The 17,669-nt window shown below is 73.7% G+C and carries 19 protein-coding genes; 12 read left to right on the top strand and 7 right to left on the bottom strand.

The window, feature by feature from the left end; translation table 11 throughout:
- Window position 1 precedes the first annotated feature (1 nt).
- Genes GCG21_RS06395 through GCG21_RS06405 form a run of 3 tightly spaced genes read right to left on the bottom strand, consistent with a single transcriptional unit; the run spans window position 2 to window position 3,216 of the window.
- Window positions 2-1,132 carry an XdhC/CoxI family protein gene (locus tag GCG21_RS06395; RefSeq protein WP_152818417.1) on the bottom strand — a complete coding sequence of 377 codons (1,131 nt, stop codon included), beginning with the start codon at window positions 1,130-1,132 and terminating at the stop codon, window positions 2-4.
- Window positions 1,125-2,306, bottom strand: coding sequence for a VWA domain-containing protein (locus GCG21_RS06400; RefSeq protein WP_152818418.1), 1,182 nt, complete (start codon window positions 2,304-2,306; stop codon window positions 1,125-1,127). The genes GCG21_RS06395 and GCG21_RS06400 overlap by 8 nt, the downstream gene beginning before the upstream one ends.
- Before the next feature lies 1 nt (window position 2,307).
- Window positions 2,308-3,216 carry a MoxR family ATPase gene (locus GCG21_RS06405; protein ID WP_152818419.1) on the bottom strand — a complete coding sequence of 303 codons (909 nt, stop codon included), beginning with the start codon at window positions 3,214-3,216 and terminating at the stop codon, window positions 2,308-2,310.
- Between the two features lie 148 nt (window positions 3,217-3,364).
- Between GCG21_RS06405 and GCG21_RS06410 the strand changes: the two genes are divergently transcribed.
- Genes GCG21_RS06410 through GCG21_RS06425 form a run of 4 tightly spaced genes read left to right on the top strand, consistent with a single transcriptional unit; the run spans window position 3,365 to window position 7,572 of the window.
- Window positions 3,365-3,847, top strand: a complete 483-nt coding sequence (locus GCG21_RS06410; protein WP_152818420.1) for a (2Fe-2S)-binding protein — start codon at window positions 3,365-3,367, stop codon at window positions 3,845-3,847.
- Window positions 3,844-6,249, top strand: a complete 2,406-nt coding sequence (locus GCG21_RS06415; protein ID WP_152818421.1) for a xanthine dehydrogenase family protein molybdopterin-binding subunit — start codon at window positions 3,844-3,846, stop codon at window positions 6,247-6,249. The genes GCG21_RS06410 and GCG21_RS06415 overlap by 4 nt, the downstream gene beginning before the upstream one ends.
- The gene (locus GCG21_RS06420) at window positions 6,246-7,103 is read left to right on the top strand and encodes a xanthine dehydrogenase family protein subunit M (RefSeq protein WP_152818422.1); all 858 of its coding nucleotides are present in this window, start codon (window positions 6,246-6,248) and stop codon (window positions 7,101-7,103) included. Before GCG21_RS06415 ends, GCG21_RS06420 begins: the two co-directional genes overlap by 4 nt.
- A gap of 16 nt (window positions 7,104-7,119) precedes the next feature.
- The gene (locus GCG21_RS06425) at window positions 7,120-7,572 is read left to right on the top strand and encodes an SRPBCC family protein (RefSeq protein ID WP_152818423.1); all 453 of its coding nucleotides are present in this window, start codon (window positions 7,120-7,122) and stop codon (window positions 7,570-7,572) included.
- Here the strand turns inward: GCG21_RS06425 and GCG21_RS06430 are convergent.
- Window positions 7,555-8,226: an NTP transferase domain-containing protein gene (locus tag GCG21_RS06430; RefSeq protein WP_152818424.1), complete on the bottom strand. Its 672-nt coding sequence runs from the start codon at window positions 8,224-8,226 to the stop codon at window positions 7,555-7,557. The two genes, GCG21_RS06425 and GCG21_RS06430, sit on opposite strands and share 18 nt — an antisense overlap.
- Window positions 8,227-8,396: 170 nt before the next feature.
- Here GCG21_RS06430 and GCG21_RS16195 point away from each other — a divergent pair, with 170 nt between their 5' ends.
- The 3 genes from GCG21_RS16195 (at window position 8,397) to GCG21_RS06445 (ending at window position 10,601) form a co-directional block, all read left to right on the top strand.
- Window positions 8,397-9,461, top strand: a complete 1,065-nt coding sequence (locus GCG21_RS16195; protein ID WP_194164965.1) for a hypothetical protein — start codon at window positions 8,397-8,399, stop codon at window positions 9,459-9,461.
- On the top strand, window positions 9,458-9,709 hold the full coding sequence (locus GCG21_RS06440; RefSeq protein ID WP_152818478.1) for a sulfurtransferase TusA family protein: 252 nt from the start codon (window positions 9,458-9,460) through the stop codon (window positions 9,707-9,709). Before GCG21_RS16195 ends, GCG21_RS06440 begins: the two co-directional genes overlap by 4 nt.
- Before the next feature lie 136 nt (window positions 9,710-9,845).
- Window positions 9,846-10,601: an SDR family NAD(P)-dependent oxidoreductase gene (locus GCG21_RS06445; protein WP_152818425.1), complete on the top strand. Its 756-nt coding sequence runs from the start codon at window positions 9,846-9,848 to the stop codon at window positions 10,599-10,601.
- Between the two features lie 47 nt (window positions 10,602-10,648).
- On the opposite strand, the gene GCG21_RS06450 is transcribed toward GCG21_RS06445, so the two are convergent.
- On the bottom strand, window positions 10,649-11,380 hold the full coding sequence (locus tag GCG21_RS06450) for a hypothetical protein (protein ID WP_152818426.1): 732 nt from the start codon (window positions 11,378-11,380) through the stop codon (window positions 10,649-10,651).
- Window positions 11,381-11,534: 154 nt separating this feature from the next.
- On the opposite strand from GCG21_RS06450, the gene GCG21_RS06455 reads away from it, so the two are divergent.
- The 5 genes from GCG21_RS06455 (at window position 11,535) to GCG21_RS06475 (ending at window position 16,022) form a co-directional block, all read left to right on the top strand.
- Window positions 11,535-12,032 carry an RNA polymerase sigma factor gene (locus GCG21_RS06455; protein WP_152818427.1) on the top strand — a complete coding sequence of 166 codons (498 nt, stop codon included), beginning with the start codon at window positions 11,535-11,537 and terminating at the stop codon, window positions 12,030-12,032.
- Window positions 12,029-12,856 (top strand): hypothetical protein, encoded by an 828-nt coding sequence (locus GCG21_RS06460; protein WP_152818428.1) that lies wholly within the window; start codon window positions 12,029-12,031, stop codon window positions 12,854-12,856. Before GCG21_RS06455 ends, GCG21_RS06460 begins: the two co-directional genes overlap by 4 nt.
- Before the next feature lie 169 nt (window positions 12,857-13,025).
- Window positions 13,026-14,030 (top strand): putative F420-0 ABC transporter substrate-binding protein, encoded by a 1,005-nt coding sequence (locus tag GCG21_RS06465; protein ID WP_370517345.1) that lies wholly within the window; start codon window positions 13,026-13,028, stop codon window positions 14,028-14,030.
- A 4-nt stretch (window positions 14,031-14,034) separates the two neighbouring features.
- On the top strand, window positions 14,035-15,192 hold the full coding sequence (locus GCG21_RS06470) for an iron chelate uptake ABC transporter family permease subunit (protein ID WP_152818429.1): 1,158 nt from the start codon (window positions 14,035-14,037) through the stop codon (window positions 15,190-15,192).
- The gene (locus GCG21_RS06475) at window positions 15,189-16,022 is read left to right on the top strand and encodes an ABC transporter ATP-binding protein (RefSeq protein ID WP_152818430.1); all 834 of its coding nucleotides are present in this window, start codon (window positions 15,189-15,191) and stop codon (window positions 16,020-16,022) included. Before GCG21_RS06470 ends, GCG21_RS06475 begins: the two co-directional genes overlap by 4 nt.
- Here the strand turns inward: GCG21_RS06475 and cofE are convergent.
- Both cofE and GCG21_RS06485 read right to left on the bottom strand, forming a co-directional pair.
- Window positions 16,006-16,752: a coenzyme F420-0:L-glutamate ligase gene (gene cofE / locus GCG21_RS06480; RefSeq protein ID WP_152818431.1), complete on the bottom strand. Its 747-nt coding sequence runs from the start codon at window positions 16,750-16,752 to the stop codon at window positions 16,006-16,008. The genes GCG21_RS06475 and cofE overlap by 17 nt on opposite strands.
- A 119-nt stretch (window positions 16,753-16,871) precedes the next feature.
- Window positions 16,872-17,099, bottom strand: coding sequence for a hexameric tyrosine-coordinated heme protein (locus GCG21_RS06485; RefSeq protein WP_152818432.1), 228 nt, complete (start codon window positions 17,097-17,099; stop codon window positions 16,872-16,874).
- Window positions 17,100-17,669: the final 570 nt, after the last annotated feature.

Consider the following 17,669-nt stretch of genomic DNA (forward strand, 5'->3'; position numbering starts at 1 on the left):
GTCAGTCCAGGGCGTCGTCGTTGTGGATGCGGCCCGCCCGGGCACTGAGGGTCTCGCCGGTGCCGCCCCAGCGGCGGGCGATGATCTCGGCCGCGATGGACACCGCGGTCTCCTCGGGGGTGCGGGCCCCGAGGTCGAGCCCGATCGGGCTCGACAGCCGCGCGAGCTCCGCGGCCGTGAGCCCCCGCTCGCGCAGCCGCTCGAGCCGGTCGTCGTGGGTGAGTCGCGAGCCCATCGCACCGATGAAGGCGATCTCGCGCAGCCGGAGCGCCACCTCGAGCACGGGCACGTCGAACTTCGGGTCGTGGGTGAGCACGGCGATGACCGTGCGCCGGTCGATCCGGCCCGCGTCGACCTCGCCGGCGAGGTAGTCGTGGGGCCAGCGCACCACGACCTCGTCGGCGTCGGGGAACCGCGCCCGGGTGGCGAAGACGGGCCGGGCATCACAGACCGTCACCCGGTAGCCGAGGAACGCGCCCTGCCGGGCGAGCGCGGCGGCGAAGTCGATCGCCCCGAAGACGATCATCCGCGGCGCCGGGGCGAAGCTCGAGACGAACACCCGCATGCCCTCGTCGAGGCGCTGCCCGTCGGGGCCGTAGGTGAGCATCGCGTTGCGGCCGGCGGCGAGCAGCCCGCGGCCGTCGTCGATCACGGCGTGGTCGGCCCGCTCCGAGCCGAGGGTGCCGGCGGCCCGGTCCGGCCGGATCACGAGGTGACGGCCCGGCCAGGTGGGATCGGGGTGGTCGACGACGGTCGCCACGGCCACCGGCCGGCCCGCGCGGATGTCCGCGGCGACGTCGCCCAGCTCGGGGAACGTCGCGTGCGAGACGGGCTCGACGAAGACGTCGATGATCCCGCCGCACGTGAGGCCGACGGCGAAGGCGTCGTCGTCGGTGAACCCGTAGCGCTGCAGGCGCACCGGGCCGCCGGCGAGGGTCTCGTTCGCCGCCTCGTACACCGCGCCCTCGACGCAGCCGCCGGAGACCGAGCCGCTCACGGCGCCGTCGGCGGCCACGAGCATCGCCGCCCCGGGCAGCCGCGGCGCCGACTTGAACGCGCCGACGACGGTGGCCAGGCCGGCGGTGCGCCCGGCCTCCCACAGCGCCATGAGATCCTCGAGCACGTCACGCATGGGTCGTCCTCCCGTTCCTCGCAACCGGCCCCTCACTCGGGCGGCGCCGCACCGAGTCGCCCCGGGCCGCGCCGATCGTTGCGAGCAGCTCCTCGAAGGCCGCGATCGAGTGGCCCGCCACGAGCGCGTCGAGATGGGGCAACGCGGCCACGATCCCGCTCTGGACCGGCTCGTAGCCCTCCTTTCCGGCGTGCGGGTTCGACCACACGACCCGGTGGGCCAGGCCCGCCAGCACCCGCAGCTGCCCGGCCAGCCGCTGCGGATCGCCGCGCTCCCAGCCGTCGCTGGCGATGACCACCACGGCCCCGCGGGCCAGGCCGCGACGCCCCCACCGCCGCAGGAAGGCCTCGAGCGCGTCGGCCAGCCGGGTGCCCCCGGCCCAGTCCGGGATGGTCTCGCCGGCGGCGACGAGGGCCGCGTGGGCGTCCGGGCGTCGCATCGCCTCGGTCACGCGGGTGAGCCGGGTCCCGAGCGTGAACACCTCGACTCCGCCGGCGGGGGCCGCCCGGCATACCCGGTGGGCGAGCCGCAGCAGCGCGTCGGCGTAGGGCTTCATCGATCCGGAGACGTCGATGAGGAGCACGATCCGGCGCGCCCGTCGGCGCCGGCGGGCATGACGCAGCGGCCCGGGCTCGCCCGCCCGGCGGAGCTGGTCACGCAGGGTGCGCACCCGGTCGATCCGGCCATGACCGGCGACCTCGAGCCGGCGGGTCCGGCGGGTGGGAAGGCGCACGGGGAGGGTGTCGAATTCGCGTTCGAGGAGCGCCCGCTCGGCCGCGCTCAGCTGGGCGATGTCGCGGTGCCGGAGCCGCTCCGCCATCGAGGCGAGCGCCGCGATCGCCTCGGAGTCCCCGGCCGCTCCGGGGTGCACCCCCGCCCGGCGCTCGGCCCGTCCCGACTCACCGGGCCCGGCCGGCGGCGGCGCGTCGAGACCCGCGAACCACGCCTCGAACGCCCGGTCGTAGGAGGGCAGGTCCTCGGCGCGGGCGCAGAAGGTGGCGCGGCCGGCCCAATAGACGTCGGCGCGGCGGCCGTAGTCGAGGTGGGCCACGGCGTCGACGAAGGTGGCCGTCGCCTCGGTCGTCACGGCCAGGCCGGTCTCCCGCAGCGCCCGCGAGAACCCAGCGAGGATCTCCACGGGGGTGCGGGCCGGCGCGCCGCCTCCTGGGCCCATGTCAGTTCCGCAGCAACCGGTCGAGCGAGGCACGCACGACCTCGACGTCACCTCGATGCTTGCACACGGCACCGACGGTCGCCGCGGCCGTGGCCAGGTCGAGCTCCGCGCGGCCCAGGTGCGCCAGCGCCGCCGCCCAGTCGAGCGTCTCGGCCACGCCGGGCGGCTTGACGAGCCGCTCGTCTGCCCGCAGCGTCTGGACGGCGCCCGCGAGCCTTCGCGCGAGCCGCTCGCTCACGCCGGGCAACCGCCGCCGGACGATCGCGACCTCGCGTTCGAGGCCGGGATGGTCGATCCAGTGGTACAGGCAGCGGCGCTTGAGCGCGTCATGCAGCTCGCGCGTGCAGTTCGAGGTCATGACGACGATCGGCGCCACCTCGGCGCGGATCGTTCCCAGCTCGGGAATGGACACCTGGTTCGTGGAGAGCACCTCGAGCAGGAAGGCCTCGAATTCGTCGTCCGCACGGTCGATCTCGTCGATGAGCAGCACGCACGGCCCCTCCCGCAGCGAGCGCAGGATCGGCCGGGCGAGCAGGAAGCGCTCGTCGAACAGGGAGGTCTCGATCTCGCCGATCCCCGCGGCCGCCTCGCCGCCGGGGCCGTCCCTCCCGGTGACGGCGGCCGCCTCGAGCGCCCGCAGGTGGAGGATCTGCTTGGTGAAGTCCCAGTCGTAGAGCGCCTGGGAGGCGTCGATGCCCTCGTAGCATTGGAGGCGGATGAGCGGCACGCCCAGGCCGCCCGCGAGGGATTCGGCCAGCGCCGTCTTCCCGGCACCGGGCTCCCCCTCGAGCAGCAGCGGGCGGCCCATCGCGATCGCCAGGTAGGTGATCGTCGAGAGGCCCTCCTCGCTCAGGTACCCGGCGGAGTCCAGCGCCGCCCCGACGTCGTCGATCGAGGCGATGCTCCTCATCCGTGCCTCACCTGTGCCACGCCGCCAGGATAGGCCATCTCACCGAATCTGAGACTTTGCCCACGCCGGTTTGACATGCGGCGTATCGTATGCAGTCCGAATGTCGGGCGGGTCGGATGGTTGCTGGTCGAGGCGAAGGAGCGCGAGGATGGCAACGGGAACACGAACGATCACGGTCACGGTCGACTCGGTCGAGTACACCGATCCGGTGGAACCGCGGATGCTGCTCGTGCAGTACCTGCGGGAGGTGCTCGGCAAGACCGGCACGGCCATCGGCTGCGACACCACGAACTGCGGAGCCTGCACCGTGCTGTTCGACGGCTACGGCATCAAGTCGTGCACGATGCTCGCGGTCGAGGCGGACGGGCACGAGATCACCACGATCGAGGGGCTCACCCCGGACGAGGGGCTGCACCCGCTGCAGGAGTCGTTCAACGCCTGCCACGGGCTCCAGTGCGGCTTCTGCACCCCGGGCATGATCATGCAGTCCGCCTCGCTGCTGGCGGAGAACCCGCACCCGAGCGACACCGAGATCCGCGCAGGCCTCGAGGGGAACCTGTGCCGCTGCACCGGGTACCAGAACATCGTGGCGGCCGTGCGGACCGCCGCCGAGGAGGGGGTACCACGATGACCGTCACCGACTCCCGCCCGCCCGAGATCGGCCGGGCGCGCCTGCGCAAGGAGGACGCCCGCCTCACGACCGGCCGCGGGCGCTTCACCGACAACATCTCCCTGCCCGGCACCCTCTACCTCGGGCTCGTGCGCAGCCCCGTGGCCCATGCCCGGATCGCCTCGATCGACGTGTCGGCGGCCCGCGACGCCCCCGGGGTCGTGCGCGTGTTCACCGGCGCCGACCTCGCCGACGAGCAGGGCTCCCTGCCGAACGCCTGGCCGGTCACCCCCGATCAGTTGGCTCCCCCGCACCCGGCGGTCGCCGTCGACACGGTCGCCTTCGCCGGGGAGATCGTCGCCGTGGTCGTCGCCCGCTCCCGGGCCCAGGCGCGGGACGCGCAGGAACTCGTCGACGTGGACTACGAGGAGCTGCCGCTCGTGCTCGATCTGGAGGAGGCGGCGACCGATTCGACCCTCGTGCATCCGGACCTCGGCACGAACGTCTCCGCGACGTGGGTCTTCGACTCGGCCGAGGCGGGCACCGGGGGCGAGGTCGAGGCCGCCCTGGCCGAATCGGACGTCGTGGTCGAGCGGACGATCCGCCAGCAGCGGCTCATCCCGGCGTTCATGGAGCCGCGCTCGGTGCTCGTGGATCCGAGCGGGGAGCAGATCACGATGTGGTCGGCCACGCAGGTTCCCCACATCGCCAAGCTCATGCTCGCCCTGACCCTCGGCATCCCCGAGAGCAAGCTGCGCGTCATCGCCCCCGACGTGGGCGGCGGGTTCGGCGGCAAGCTGGCGGTCACCCCCGAGGAGGTCATCACCATCCTCGCCGCCCGCAGAACGGGCAAGCCGTGCAAGTACACCGAGACCCGCAGCGAGTCGCTCATGGGTGCCCACCACGGCCGCGACCACGTCCAGCACCTGCGGATCGGGGCGAAGGCCGACGGCACCGTCACGGGCCTGGACGTGCGGATCGTCGCCGACATGGGCGCCTACCTCGGCCTCATCACCTCGGGCATCCCGATCCTCGGGGCATTCATGTACAACGGCATCTACAAGTTCTCGGCCTACCGATTCGAATGCCGCAACGTGTTCACGAACCGGGTGTGGACCGACGCCTACCGCGGGGCCGGGCGGCCGGAGGCCACGTTCGCGATCGAGCGGATGATGGACGAGCTCGCCACCGAGCTCGACATGGACCCGATCGCGCTGCGGGAGAAGAACTGGATCGCCCACGAGGAGTTCCCCTTCGACACGGTCGCCTCCCTCACCTACGACACCGGCGACTACGAGGCCGCGACCGCGAAGGCGCTCGAGCTCTTCGACTACGACGAGCTTCGGGCCGAGCAGGCCCGCCGCCGCAAGAGCGGCGACCCGATCCAGCTCGGGATCGGGGTCTCGACGTTCACCGAGATGTGCGGGCTCGCCCCCTCCCGGGTCCTCGGCGCGCTGAACTACGCGGCGGGCGGATGGGAGTACGCCCAGGTGCGGGTGCTGGCCACCGGCAACGTCGAGGTCGTCACCGGCACGAGCCCGCACGGGCAGGGGCACGTGACCTCCTGGAGTCAGCTCGTGGCCGACCGCCTCGGGGTGCCGTTCGAGAACGTCGAGGTGCTCCACGGCGACACCCAGATCGCCCAGAAGGGCCTCGACACCTACGGGTCGCGCTCGCTGTCCGTCGGCGGCATGGCGGTGCTCGCCGCGGCCGACAAGGTGATCGAGAAGGCTCGGATCGTCGCCGCCCACATGCTCGAGGCCGCGGCCACCGACGTCGAGTTCACCGACGGCCGGTTCTCGGTCCGCGGGACCGATCAGGGCGTGAGCTTCGCCGACGTCGCATTCGCGACGTTCTCCGCACACGACCTGCCGGACGGCTTCGAACCGAGCCTCGACGCGGACGCCACGTTCGATCCCGAGAACTTCTCCTTCCCGCACGGCACCCACCTCGCGGCGATGGAGGTCGACACCGAGACCGGGCGCGCCTCCGTGCGCGCGTACGTGTGCGTCGACGACGTCGGCACCGTGGTCAACCCGATGCTCGTCGAGGGCCAGGTCCACGGCGGGCTCGCCCAGGGCATCTCGCAGGCGCTCTACGAGGAGGCCGTCTACGACGAGTTCGGCACGCTCGTCACGGGATCGTTCACGGACTACCTCGTGCCCTCGGCACCCGACCTGCCCGAGTTCGTCACCGATCGCACGACCACGCCGGCGACCTCGAACGAGCTCGGGGTCAAGGGCGTGGGCGAGGCCGGCACGATCGCCTCGACCCCCGCGATCGTCAACGGCATCCTCGACGCGATCCGCCACCTCGGGGTGACCGACCTGACCATGCCGTGCACCCCCGCCCGGGTCTGGCACGCACTCGAGGCGGCCCGCAGCACCGGCACGGCCCCATCCGCAACGGAGGCAGGAGCATGATCCCCAGCACGTTCGACTACGAGGCCCCCGCGACCGTCGCCGAGGCCGTCACGCTGCTCGCCCGCGACCCGATGAACACGAAGATCCTCGCCGGCGGGCAGAGCCTCATCCCCGTGCTCAAGCTCCGGATGGCCGATCCCGAGCTCGTCATCGGGCTGCAGCACATCGACGGCCTGCGCGGCATCCGGGTCGAGGACGACCGGCTCGTCATCGGGCCGATGACCCGCCACCACGACATCGCCACCGACCCGCTCGTCGCCGCCCACGCCGGACTGCTCGCCCGGGCGGCCGGCACGGTCGCCGACCCGCAGGTGCGCCACCGCGGCACGATCGGCGGCGCGATCGTCCACGCCGACCCGGCCGGCGACATGTCCGCCTGCCTGCTCGCGCTCGAGGCGGAGCTGACGATCACGGGGCCGGCCGGTCCCCGCACGGTGAGCGCGGCGGACTTCTTCGTCGACTACTTCACCACGGCGGTCGGCGAGGACGAACTCCTCACCGAGATCCGCGTCCCGCTCTTCGACGGCTGGGGCTCGGCCTACGAGAAGTTCACTCGGGTGGCCCAGCAGTGGTCGATCGTCGCGGTGGCCGCGTGCGTGCGGCTCGAGGGCGAGGCGATCGCGGGGGCCCGTGTCGCGCTGACGAACATGGGCTCGGTGCCCGTCCGCGCGGCCGAGGTGGAACAGGCCCTCGTCGGCGGCCCGGCGACGCCCGCGGCGGTCACGGCCGCCTGCGCCGCCGCCGGAGCGGGCACCGAACCGCCGTCCGACCTCAACGGCGACGAGGCCTACCGGCTCCACCTCGCGACGGTGCTCGCGCGCCGGGCCGTGCTCGCGGCCGCCACGCCCCGGTGACCGGGAGGCGCCACTCATGGATCTCACTCACCAGTTCACCGTGCCGGCCCCGATGGCGCACACGTGGGCCACGTTCAACGACCTCGAACAGGTCGTGCCCTGCTTCCCCGGGGCCGCCCTGACGAGCACCGACGGCGACGGCTTCGAGGGCTCCGTGCGGGTCAAGCTCGGCCCGATCTCGATGGCCTATAAGGGCGAGGGCCGCTTCGTCGAACGCGACGAGGCGGCCGGCCGGGTCGTGATCGAGGCCTCCGGCACGGATCGGCGCGGGAACGGCGTCGCCTCCGTCACCGTCACGGCGACCCTCACCGCGGCCGAGGAGGAAACCTCGGTCGAGGTGCTCACCGACATGGCGATCACGGGCAAGCCCGCCCAGTTCGGCCGCGGCATCATCCAGCGGGTCTCGGACAATCTCCTCACACAGTTCGTCGACTGCATGCGGCAGCGGATGTCAGCCGGGAACGCCTGAACCGCCAGATCCCTCCGGGCCGTCGAGGCCCCCCGCCGCCCGGTACTCCTCCGGGGTGTCGACGTCGCGCCCGGCGGCCAGGTCGCCCGCCTCGATCAGGACCGTCGCGTGCTCGCGCAGGTAGGCGCGTGCGCCCCGGTCCCCGGCCGCGGTCGCCGCCGCCGGCGCCCAGTGGTCGCGCCCGAGCAGCACGGGATGGCCGCCGATCCCGTCATAGGCCGCCCGGGCGAGCGTGCCTGCACCGGTCGAACCTGCCGAACCGGCTGCACCGAGGAGCCGCCGGATCACGCGCGCATCCACGTCCGGCAGGTCGACGAGCTGGATGACGGCGACGCGCGCGTTCGAGCGCTCGCGCAGGTGGCGTAGGCCGCACCGCAGCGACTCCCCCTGGCCCTGCGCCCAGCGCGGGCACTCGATCGCGCGGACGCCGGTCGGCGCCGCGGCCTCGAGCCGGCGGCGGGCCTCGCCGGCCGCGGCGCCGAGCACGACGAGGACCTCGGCGCAGCCGCCCTCGAGGAGTGCGCGGGCCGCCGCCTCGAGGTAGCCGGTGCCGTCGGGGCGGGTGAGCAGCGCCTTCGGCCGGCCCATCCTCGTGCCGGCGCCGGCCGCGAGGAGGAGTCCGTGGGCCACCGGGCCGGGCTCGAGCGTGGTCATGAGGCCAGCGTCTCATATGCGCAAGCACCGGCTTACCTAAATCGGGTCGGGGCGGTATCGTCGGTGCCGTCAGGGGTGTTGTACCGAATCGTCCCGCCACCACCAGACGCCCTCCCGGCAGCGGCCGGCGCAGGGCGCCGCCGATGGCGCCCAGCCTCCAGGAGCCCTCGATGACCTCCGCCCCCGAACGCCCCGGACCCGTGACCGGGCCGAACGCCGCCTCCGCCCTCGAGCAGGCCGCGCTCAGCGCCGCGAGCCCGTCCGGGCTGCAGGTGATCGTCAAGCAGGAGACCCCGTTCCTGCCGAAGGTCGCCTTCGTGCTCATCAGCCTCGCCTCGCTCGCCGGGGTGACCTTCACCGGCGCGATGGCCGGCCTCGGCCCGGGGGCGATCGCGGCCCGGTGGCTCGGCCTCTGGGCGATCGCGCTCGCGGGCGGGTTCGCGGCCTGGCGGGTGCTCTACCTGCGCCGCAGCGACCGGGAGGCGGAACAGGGCGCGCTCGAGGCGCTCAACGCGACCGCGCTCGCCCGCGCCCGCACGATCGGCCGCCGGGTGGCCCCGATCGCGCTCGCGGGCGTCGCCGGGCCGCTGGCCACCGGCTACCTGGCGCCCACCCCGCTCGTGCGCTGGGCGCTCGTGGCCTGCCTCGTGGCGCTCGCCGCGGCGCTCGCGGCGGGGGTCGACCGCCGACCGGCCGGGATCGCCGTCTGCCTGCTCGCCGTGGCCGCGATCGCGCTGTGGGCGTACGCCGACGCGGGCGCCGGCTGGCACGGCTGGATGCGGGCCGCGCACCTGGCGGCCTTCACGCTCTGGCTCGGCGGGGCGCTCTGGAACATCGCGGTGGCGATGCCCGCGGGCCGCGCGCACGCGAACGTCGACGCCGTCGTCGCCGGGGCGCACCAGCTCGACCGGTTCCGGTGGGTCGTGCGGTTCGCGCTGCCCACGATCATCGTGACCGGCCTGCTCATGGCCGGCGCCTACCGCGCCCTGCCGGCGACCTGGTGGGCCGCCTTCCCCGGCGCCCTCATCCCGGGCAAGGTGCTCGCGATCATCGCCCTCGTGGTCGTCTTCATCACCTGCCCCCTCTTTCGGCACTGCTCCCCGGTGCAGGGCGTCTGCGACCTCCACGACCTCGAGGACCCTGAAGACCCTGCGGACCCTGAGGACCCCGAGGACCGCGCCCACCCCGAACCCCCCGCGAGCGCCGCGGGCCGCGCCGAGAGGACCGCGCCATGACGGGCCCGTCGGCGCCGGCCGCCGTGCTCGACAACCGCTCCGCCCCGTGTGCGATCGGGCTCATCCGGGCCGCCGAGCGCGTGCGGGCGCTCACGCCGGGGCAGGAGCTGGAGGTGCTCAGCCGTGACCGGTTCGCCCCGTACGAGGTGCCGCTGTGGGCCGAACGCGATGGGCATGCCCTGCTCGCCCAGGAACGCACCGGGCTGTGGCCGCGCCGGTACTGGCGCTTCCGGATCCGCCGCGGCTGAGCGCACCCCGAACGGGACGTTCTACCCAGGGTGACCGGGACCCTCGACCCGGCCGGGCGTCGTCCGTACGCCTACCGTGGGAGGTGCGCGAGATCCGCGCCGTTGCACACGCAGCTGCAGACACAAGGAGCGCATCATGACGAAGTTCGCGGGCAGGGTGGCGATCGTGACCGGGGGCGGTTCCGGACTCGGGGAGGCGATCTCGAAGGAGCTCGCGCTCGGCGGGGCCTCGGTGGTCGTCTCGGACATCGACCTCGCCGGCGCCGAGCGCGTGGCCGGGGAGATCGCGGCGGCGGGCGGCACGGCCTCGGCCTTCCGGCAGGACGTGGCCGACCCGGAGCAGTCCCGGCTGGCGGTGGAGTACGCGGTCGAGACCTACGGGGGGCTCCACCTCGCCGTCAACAATGCGGGCATCGGCGGCGTGAGCGCGCCGGCCGGCGAGGTCGACCTCGCGGACTGGCAGCGGGTCATCGACATCAACCTGAACGGCGTGCTGTACGGGATGCGCTACCAGATCCCGGAGCTGCTCAAGGATCCCCACGGCTCGGCGATCGTCAACATGGCCTCGATCCACGGCACCGTGGCGGCTCCCGGGAACGGGGCCTACACCGCGGCCAAGCACGCGGTCGTGGGGCTGACGAAGAACGCCGCCGCCGAGTACGGTGCGGCGGGCCTGCGGATCAACGCCGTCGGGCCGGGATACATCGTGACCCCGCTGCTCGAGAAGAACCTGCCGACCGAGGCGCTCGCGCTGCTCGCGACCAAGCACCCGCTGGGGCGGCTGGGCCGGGCGGAGGAGGTCTCGGCGCTCACGTGCTTCCTACTCTCGCCGGCGGCGAGCTTCATCACCGGCAGCTACCACCTCGTCGACGGCGGCTACACGGCCGTGTGAGGTCGGCATCCCGCGGGGCGGCCGCACCGCCCCGCGGGTTCACGGGGTCACAGGTAGGCGCAGGCGCCGCCGGTGTCGCTGTGGCCGATGAACACCTTGCGCCAGAAGTGCATCGAGTAGCTGCCGGTGCCCAGCGCCGTGGTGATCGAGGACCGGTCCCCGTAGCCGAGCGTCGAGCTCCCGCTCGTGGCCATCGTCGTGCCCCGCGGGCAGCCCGACAGGGAGGAGATCTTGTACAGGCGCGAGAACCCGTTCGTGGTGCCGGAGCCGTAGTAGGTGTAGGAGCCGGTCACATACGAGCCCGACCGGGAGATGCAGGCCCGCCCGCCGGTCACGCCCTCGCACGAACCGGCCGCCGCGGCGAACGCGCCGGCCGGCATCGGGGCCTGCTGCGTGAACGCGCCGGCCGCGAGCCCGGGCGCGCAGTGCTCCTCGCGTTCCACCACGGGCAGCGCGAGGTCCGCCGGGGCCCCGAGCGCCTCGTTCGCCTCGGGGTCGACCACCTCGGTCAGGGAGACCGACGTGAGCTCGCAGCCGGCGGCCCGCGACAGCGCGGCCCAGTCCGTGCCCTCGAGCTCCGCGCGCAGGTCCCCGGCCCACGCCTGCCATTCGGCGTGGCTTCGGGTATGGACGACGCCCGCCGCCTCGCCGGGATCCGCCGCCTCACCGGCGGTGTCGGCCGCGGCCGGCAGCGAGGCCGCCGTGGCCGCGAGCGCGAGCCCCGCGAGGATGGACACGGTGAGTCCGGCGCGTCTGCGGGCCGGGGTCGAGTGGCTCATGGGTTCCCTGATCTGCTTGACTTCATGGATTCGGGTGGTCGAGCGCCCGCACCGAGCGTAACGGGTCACCCCCTCACGCCGGAGTGTGACGCAGGTCACTGTAAGGATTCGTCGGGAGCCGACATGTCATAGGTATGGGTGGGACGGGAACGGAATGGCGGCCAGCAGCCACGCGAGATTCGATGAGCTTTGGGCTCATCACCGCGAGCTGCTGGCCTTCATCCGCCGCCGCACCGAACCGGACATCGCCGAGGACGTCCTGGCGGAGACCTACCTGGTCGCCTGGCGCCGAATCGACGAGGTCCCATCCGAGGAGCGGCCGTGGCTGTTCACGGTGGCGCGCAACATCATCCGCAACAACTACCGGGCCGCGGCGCGCCGGCGAGACACCGCGGTCCGCATCGCAGAAGGCATCGTGCCCGACGACGGGATCGAGGGGGCCATCGCGACCAGGGCCGACCTGGTCACAGCGTGGAAGCGGCTCACGGCCGGCGAGCAGGAGGTCCTGGGCATGGTCGCCTGGGACGACCTCTCCCACCGCGAGGCGGCCCAGGTTCTCTCCATCAGCTCGAGCGCATTCGCGGTCCGGCTGTTCCGGGCCCGACGGCGACTGCTCCATCTGATCGAACACGGTCGAGGGGAGACGACATGAGGCAGGACCAAGCGGGCCAGGGCCCGCTGCTCGACGCCCTGGGGGAGCTCGACCCGGCGGCCGGGCTCACGGTGGACTCGGCGGCGCTGCGCGCCCGCATCGACGCGCGGATCGCGGCCGACGAGGTGGTCGACATCGAATCGATCGTGCCCGCCCGCCGCAGCCGGCACTCCATGCGGCTGGCGCTCGGGGCGGTCGGAGCCGGGGCCCTGATCGTCGCCGGGGCGATCGGCCTGAGCGGCCTCGGCGGCTCGACCGCGTATGCGGGCTGGACGGCGACGCCCATCGAGGTGGACCCGCAGGTGATGGTGGCGGCGTGCCCGGACAGGTTGCCGCCCTGGAACGTCATGGACCCCGACGCCGACGACATCCACCTCTCCCCCGTGCTCGCCGAGCAGCGCGGGCCCTACACCCTCGCGGTCATGCTCGGCCGGGACGACGCCACGGGCCACGATCCGCTCGGGCTGTGCATGGTGAGCCAGCGCAGCGACGGCATCGTCGCCCCGTTGAGCACGACCTATCTCGACGTCGCCGCGGCCCGCGCCGAGGCCGATCCCGTGGCCGTGCAGGAGATCGTGCTCGGCTGGGGCGCCGAGGGCGGCGCGGGCACTTTCAGCGCCGTCGTAGGCACGTACGCGGCCGGGGTCACTCGGGTGCAGATCACGGACGGCGCGGGCTCACCCGTCGAGGCGAGCCTGAACGAGGGGTGGTGGGTCGCCTGGTACCCGGGCGACAACGCCCCGGGTGCGGAGCTGACGGTCACCGCCGACGGGTCGGTGCGCACGCTCGAGCTGGACTCGGTCGACTTCAGCGGCCCCGGCTGAGCCGGACGGGCCGCGTGCCCGCGGGGTCGATCCCCCCGGCTCGGATCGGGCTATCGTTGACCCCGGACACCGGGCGCTCGTGCCCGCGGAACTCCGGCTCGATCTGGCCGCGACGTCCCCGGCAGTACTGCCGGCGACCCATCCGCCTGCCTTCCTCGAGGGATGTCCCGTGCCCGATCTCTCCCGCCGGACCCGCCTCCTGACGGCCGCCGGCGCCGCGGTATTACTCACGCTCGCCGCCTGCCAGGGCGGACCGGATCCCGCCGCGCGTCCCTCCCCCACGCCATCGCCCGCGAGCAGCGCCTTCCCGCTCACCGTCACGAACTGCGGCGTCGAGGTGACCCTTCCGGCCCCGCCCGAGCGGGTGGTCACGATCAAGTCGGCGGCGACGGAGCTCGTGCTCGCCCTCGGCGCGGGCGATCGGCTCGTCGGCACCGCGTTCGCCGACGGCCCGGTGCCGGACCAGTGGGCCGAGGAGGGCATCCCGGTGCTCGCCGAGAAGCTGCCCGCCGCCGAGGTCGTGCTCGCGGCGGAGCCCGACCTCATCGTCGCCGGCTGGGAGTCGAACCTCACGGCCGACGGCGTGGGCGAGCGCGACCACCTGGCCGATCTGGGCATCGCCGGGTACGTGCTCCCGGCCGCGTGTCAGGAGCCGGAGTACCAGCCGAATCCGCTCACGTTCGAGCAGGTCTTCGCCCAGATCACCGAGGTCGGCCGGATCCTCGACGTCCCCGGCGCGGCGGCCGACCTCGTGGCCGAGCAGCACCGGCTCCTCGAGACCATCGAGCCCGCCACGGGCGATCTCACCGCCCTCTGGTACTCCTCCGGATCGGACACCCCGTTCGTCGGCGGGGGCATCGGGGCTCCCGAGCTCATCATGTCGACCGCGGGCCTGACCAACATCGAGGCGGGGATCGACGACACGTGGGCCTCGGTCTCCTGGGAGGCGGTGGCCGCGGCCGATCCGGACGTCATCGTGCTCGTCGACTCGAGCTGGAACACGGCGGAGCACAAGCGGGAGGTGCTCGCCGGCAATCCCGTCACGGCCGCCCTCGACGCGGTCGCGAACGAGCGCTACCTCGTGGTGCCCTTCCCCGCGAGCGAGGCCGGGGTGCGCACGGCCTGGGCGGCGGCCGACCTCGCCGAGCAGCTGGACGCCCTCGCGCAGGGATGAGCCGATGACCACGACCCAGCGTCCCGATCGCGGATCCAGCGCCGCGGCCCCCGGGGAGGCGGTTCCGCGGCGCCGGCCGCCCGCACGGGGCCGCGGCCGGGTGGCGCTCGCGGGCTGGATCGTCGCCGGGCTCGCGCTGCTGGTCGCCTCACTCGTCGTCGCGTTGACCATCGGGCCCGCGAACTCGACCGCGGCCGGCTCGATCGAACCGTTGCGGCCCGCCGACGTGCTCGCCTCCGCCGCCCACCACGTCCGGGAGGCGCTCGCCACGATCGGCCTCGGCGGGGATCCCGGCCCGGGCCCGCTCTCGGCCATCCGGGAGGCGATCGTCTGGCAGGGCCGCGCGCCGCGCATCCTCGTGGCGGTCTTCGTCGGATCAGGGCTGGCGCTGGCCGGGGCCGTCATGCAGTCGGTCACCCGCAACCCGCTGGCCGACCCGTATCTGCTCGGCCTCAGTTCCGGCGCCTCGCTCGGCGCAGTGCTCGTGCTGCTGCTCGGCGTGGGGATCCTGCTGCCGGTGGCCGCGTTCGCCGGTGCGATGGCGGCCCTCCTGCTCACGCTGAGCATCGGCGGCGGATCGGCGGCCCCGCACCGGCTCGTGCTCGCCGGGGTGGCCGTGGCCCAGGGTCTCTCGGCGCTCGTCTCGTTCGCGATCTTCACCACCGCCCGCGGCGACTCCTACCGCGACATCCTCGGCTGGCTGCTCGGCTCCCTCTCCGGCGCCACGTGGGCGGCGGTGGCGATCGCGGCCGCCGCGACGATCCTCGTGGGCGCCGTGCTCGTCGCCTCCGCCCGGACCCTCGACTCGTTCGCGTTCGGGGAGGTGACCGCGGCCTCCCTCGGCGTGCGGGTCGTGCGCTCCCGGTGGCTGCTGCTCACGGCGAGCGCGCTGCTCACCGGGGCGCTGGTGAGCGTGAGCGGCTCGATCGGGTTCGTCGGCCTCGTGCTGCCCCACATGGTGCGCCTCGTCGCCGGCACCCGGCACCGGGTCGTGCTCCCCCTGGCCGCGCTCGGCGGCGGCATCTTCCTGCTCTGGGCCGACACCGCCGCGCGCACGCTGTTCGCGCCGCTCGAGGTGCCCGTGGGCATCCTCACCGCCGCGATCGGCGCGCCCGTGTTCGCCGTCCTGCTCGCCCGCCGACGTCGAGGCGGCGGCCGATGAGCGCCGCGACGTCCACCGATCTGCGCGTCACGGACCTGTGGGCCGAGCGCCTCACCTACGTGATCTCGGGCGCGCGGGCGCGCCATGAGCTGCTCTCCCGGGTCGATCTGAGCATCGCCGCCGGCCGGATCACCGGCGTCCTCGGCCCGAACGGCGCGGGCAAGTCGACGCTGCTGCGGCTCGTCATCGGCGCCCTGCGGCCGAGCTCCGGCGACCTGTGGTTCGGGGAGGCCGGCGGCATCGGGCGTCGATCATGGACGACGCTCCCGCCCCGGGTGCGCGCGCGTCAGCTCGCGATGGTCGAGCAGGATGCCCAGCCCCACGAGGACCTGACCGTGGCCGAGGTCGTCTCCCTCGGGCGGCTGCCGTTCCAGTCGCGGCTGGCCACGGCGACCGCGGCGGATGCCGAGCTCGTGACGGCCGCGATGGAGCGCACCGGCGTGCACGCGCTGGCCGACCGGTCGTTCACGACCCTCTCCGGCGGCGAGCGGCAGCGGGTGCACCTGGCGCGGGCGCTCGCCCAGTCACCGCGGGTGCTGCTGCTGGACGAGCCGGCCAATCATCTCGACCTGCGCGCGCAGCTCGATCTGCTCGAGGTCATCGGCGCGGTCGCCGCCGCCGGGGCCGGGGTGCTCGTCGCGCTGCACGACATCGCCATGGCCGCCGAGATCTGCGACGAGGTGGTCGTACTCGACGCAGGTGCCATCGCGGCGATCGGGCCGCCCCGTGAGATCCTCACCCCCGGCCTCATCGACCGGGTGTGGGGCGTGCGGGCCGAATGGGTGCACGGCGCCACCGGTTCGGCGCTCGTGTTCAGTCCGCGCCGCTGACGCCCCTGCGGAACAGGTCCTCATCGGCGGTGCGCACAGCGGCGGTGGCGCCCGGGCCGTCGTCCTCGATCACGTGGGAGTGGAGGCCGCGCACGACGGCGACGGGACGGCCGGTGGTCTTGCCGCGCACGAGCTCGGCGGCGGCGGCGATCTCGTCGCCGACGGCCATGACGGTGGCCCGCAGCTCCCGGCCCTCAAGGTCGACCTGCCCGCGCAGGTCGTCGAGCACGTCGATCCCGGCCGCTCCGATCGCGATGTCGGCGGCTCCGCGGCGCCAGGGACGCCCGACGGTGTCGGTGACGAGCACCCCGAGGCGCAGGTCGAGGCGGGCGCGCAGCCCGCGCCGGAGCCGGCGGGCCGAGGCGTCCGGATCCTGCGGCAGCAGCAGCGCGGTGCCGGCCGGAACGTTCGAGGTGTCGATCCCGGCCGCGGCCGTCACGAATCCGTGCCGGGTCTCGACGATCCGCAGCACCGTGCCGTCGGGATACTCGCGGCGGGCGACCTCGCGGACCGATTCGGCGTCGATCGCCTCCTCCCGGTCCTTCGCGGCGATGAGCCGCCCCTCGGCCCGGGCGATGATCTTCGAGGCGACCGCCACGACGTCTCCGTCCCGCAACCCCGTGGTGCCGTCGGGCCACGTGAGGGTGGCGAGCGCCGGGGTGAGGAGCGCGGCGACGTCGTCACCGCTCGTGAACACGGGGAGGCCGTCGGGGGCCTGGGCGAGGAGCATCACGGCTCCATCCTGGCAGGTACGTGAGGTGCTCGATGTGCCGGGGCGTGGCCGTGCGCTCCGCCTGACGGCGGGCCGGCCGACCTCATCGGCCGGCGCCGCCCCAGCGGTGATCCCGGTCAGTCCCGCCAATAGCTGTTCGCGGCCGCCACGGTCTGGAAGTTCGTGGCGATCACCTGCGAGGCCGCGGTGAGCGCATCGGCGTCGTTGGCGTAACCTCCCCGCAGTGCCTCCCGCGCCTCCGGGGAGGGCTGGGTGTACCCCACTCCCTTCCGCGAGAGCGTGATCGCCAATTCGAACCCCTCCTGCGGGGTTGCCGTGATGAGCGATTCCAGCCACACTGCCATGCCGTTCTCCAATTCTCCTGGGGCGCGTGCGACTCGCTCGGTCCCCCGGGCCATGGGGCCGGTGGACGCTGTGACGCGGACCGCACGCGGGTCGACTCTCGTCTAGCCTTCCTCGTCAGTATTCCAGGTCGGGTGCTCGGCTTCTGGGCCTATCGGGCCGGCCACAGGCATCGGGTGTGATCCGCCCCCAGGGGTTCTGTGCTTCCGGTCGGCCGGCGCCCTCCCATAGCGTCACGTTCCTCCCGTAGCGTCACGTTCCTCCCGATGTCACGGTCACGACCGATGTCACGGTCGCTGCCGATGCCGACCGCCCTCGTCGCGGCGGCCCACGTCGCTTCCGGATCGTCCGCCCTCGACGTCGATGCCATCGCGGCCCACGCCGAGGCCGGTCCCGGTCGCGTCCCGCTCACCCACCCGGCTCATCGACGTCAGGCCGCCCGCACGTCGACCATCGCTGCACCTCGACCATCGCTGCACGTCGACCAACGCTGCACGGTTCCCTTCGATCGCTTGGAAGCCCGCCGACCTGCTCGGGAATCTCTTCGAGTTGTTTCCCCGGCTGTGTTCCTG

This window comes from Pseudactinotalea sp. HY160 (genome assembly GCF_009372055.1).
In the GTDB taxonomy this organism is placed as follows: domain Bacteria; phylum Actinomycetota; class Actinomycetes; order Actinomycetales; family Beutenbergiaceae; genus HY158.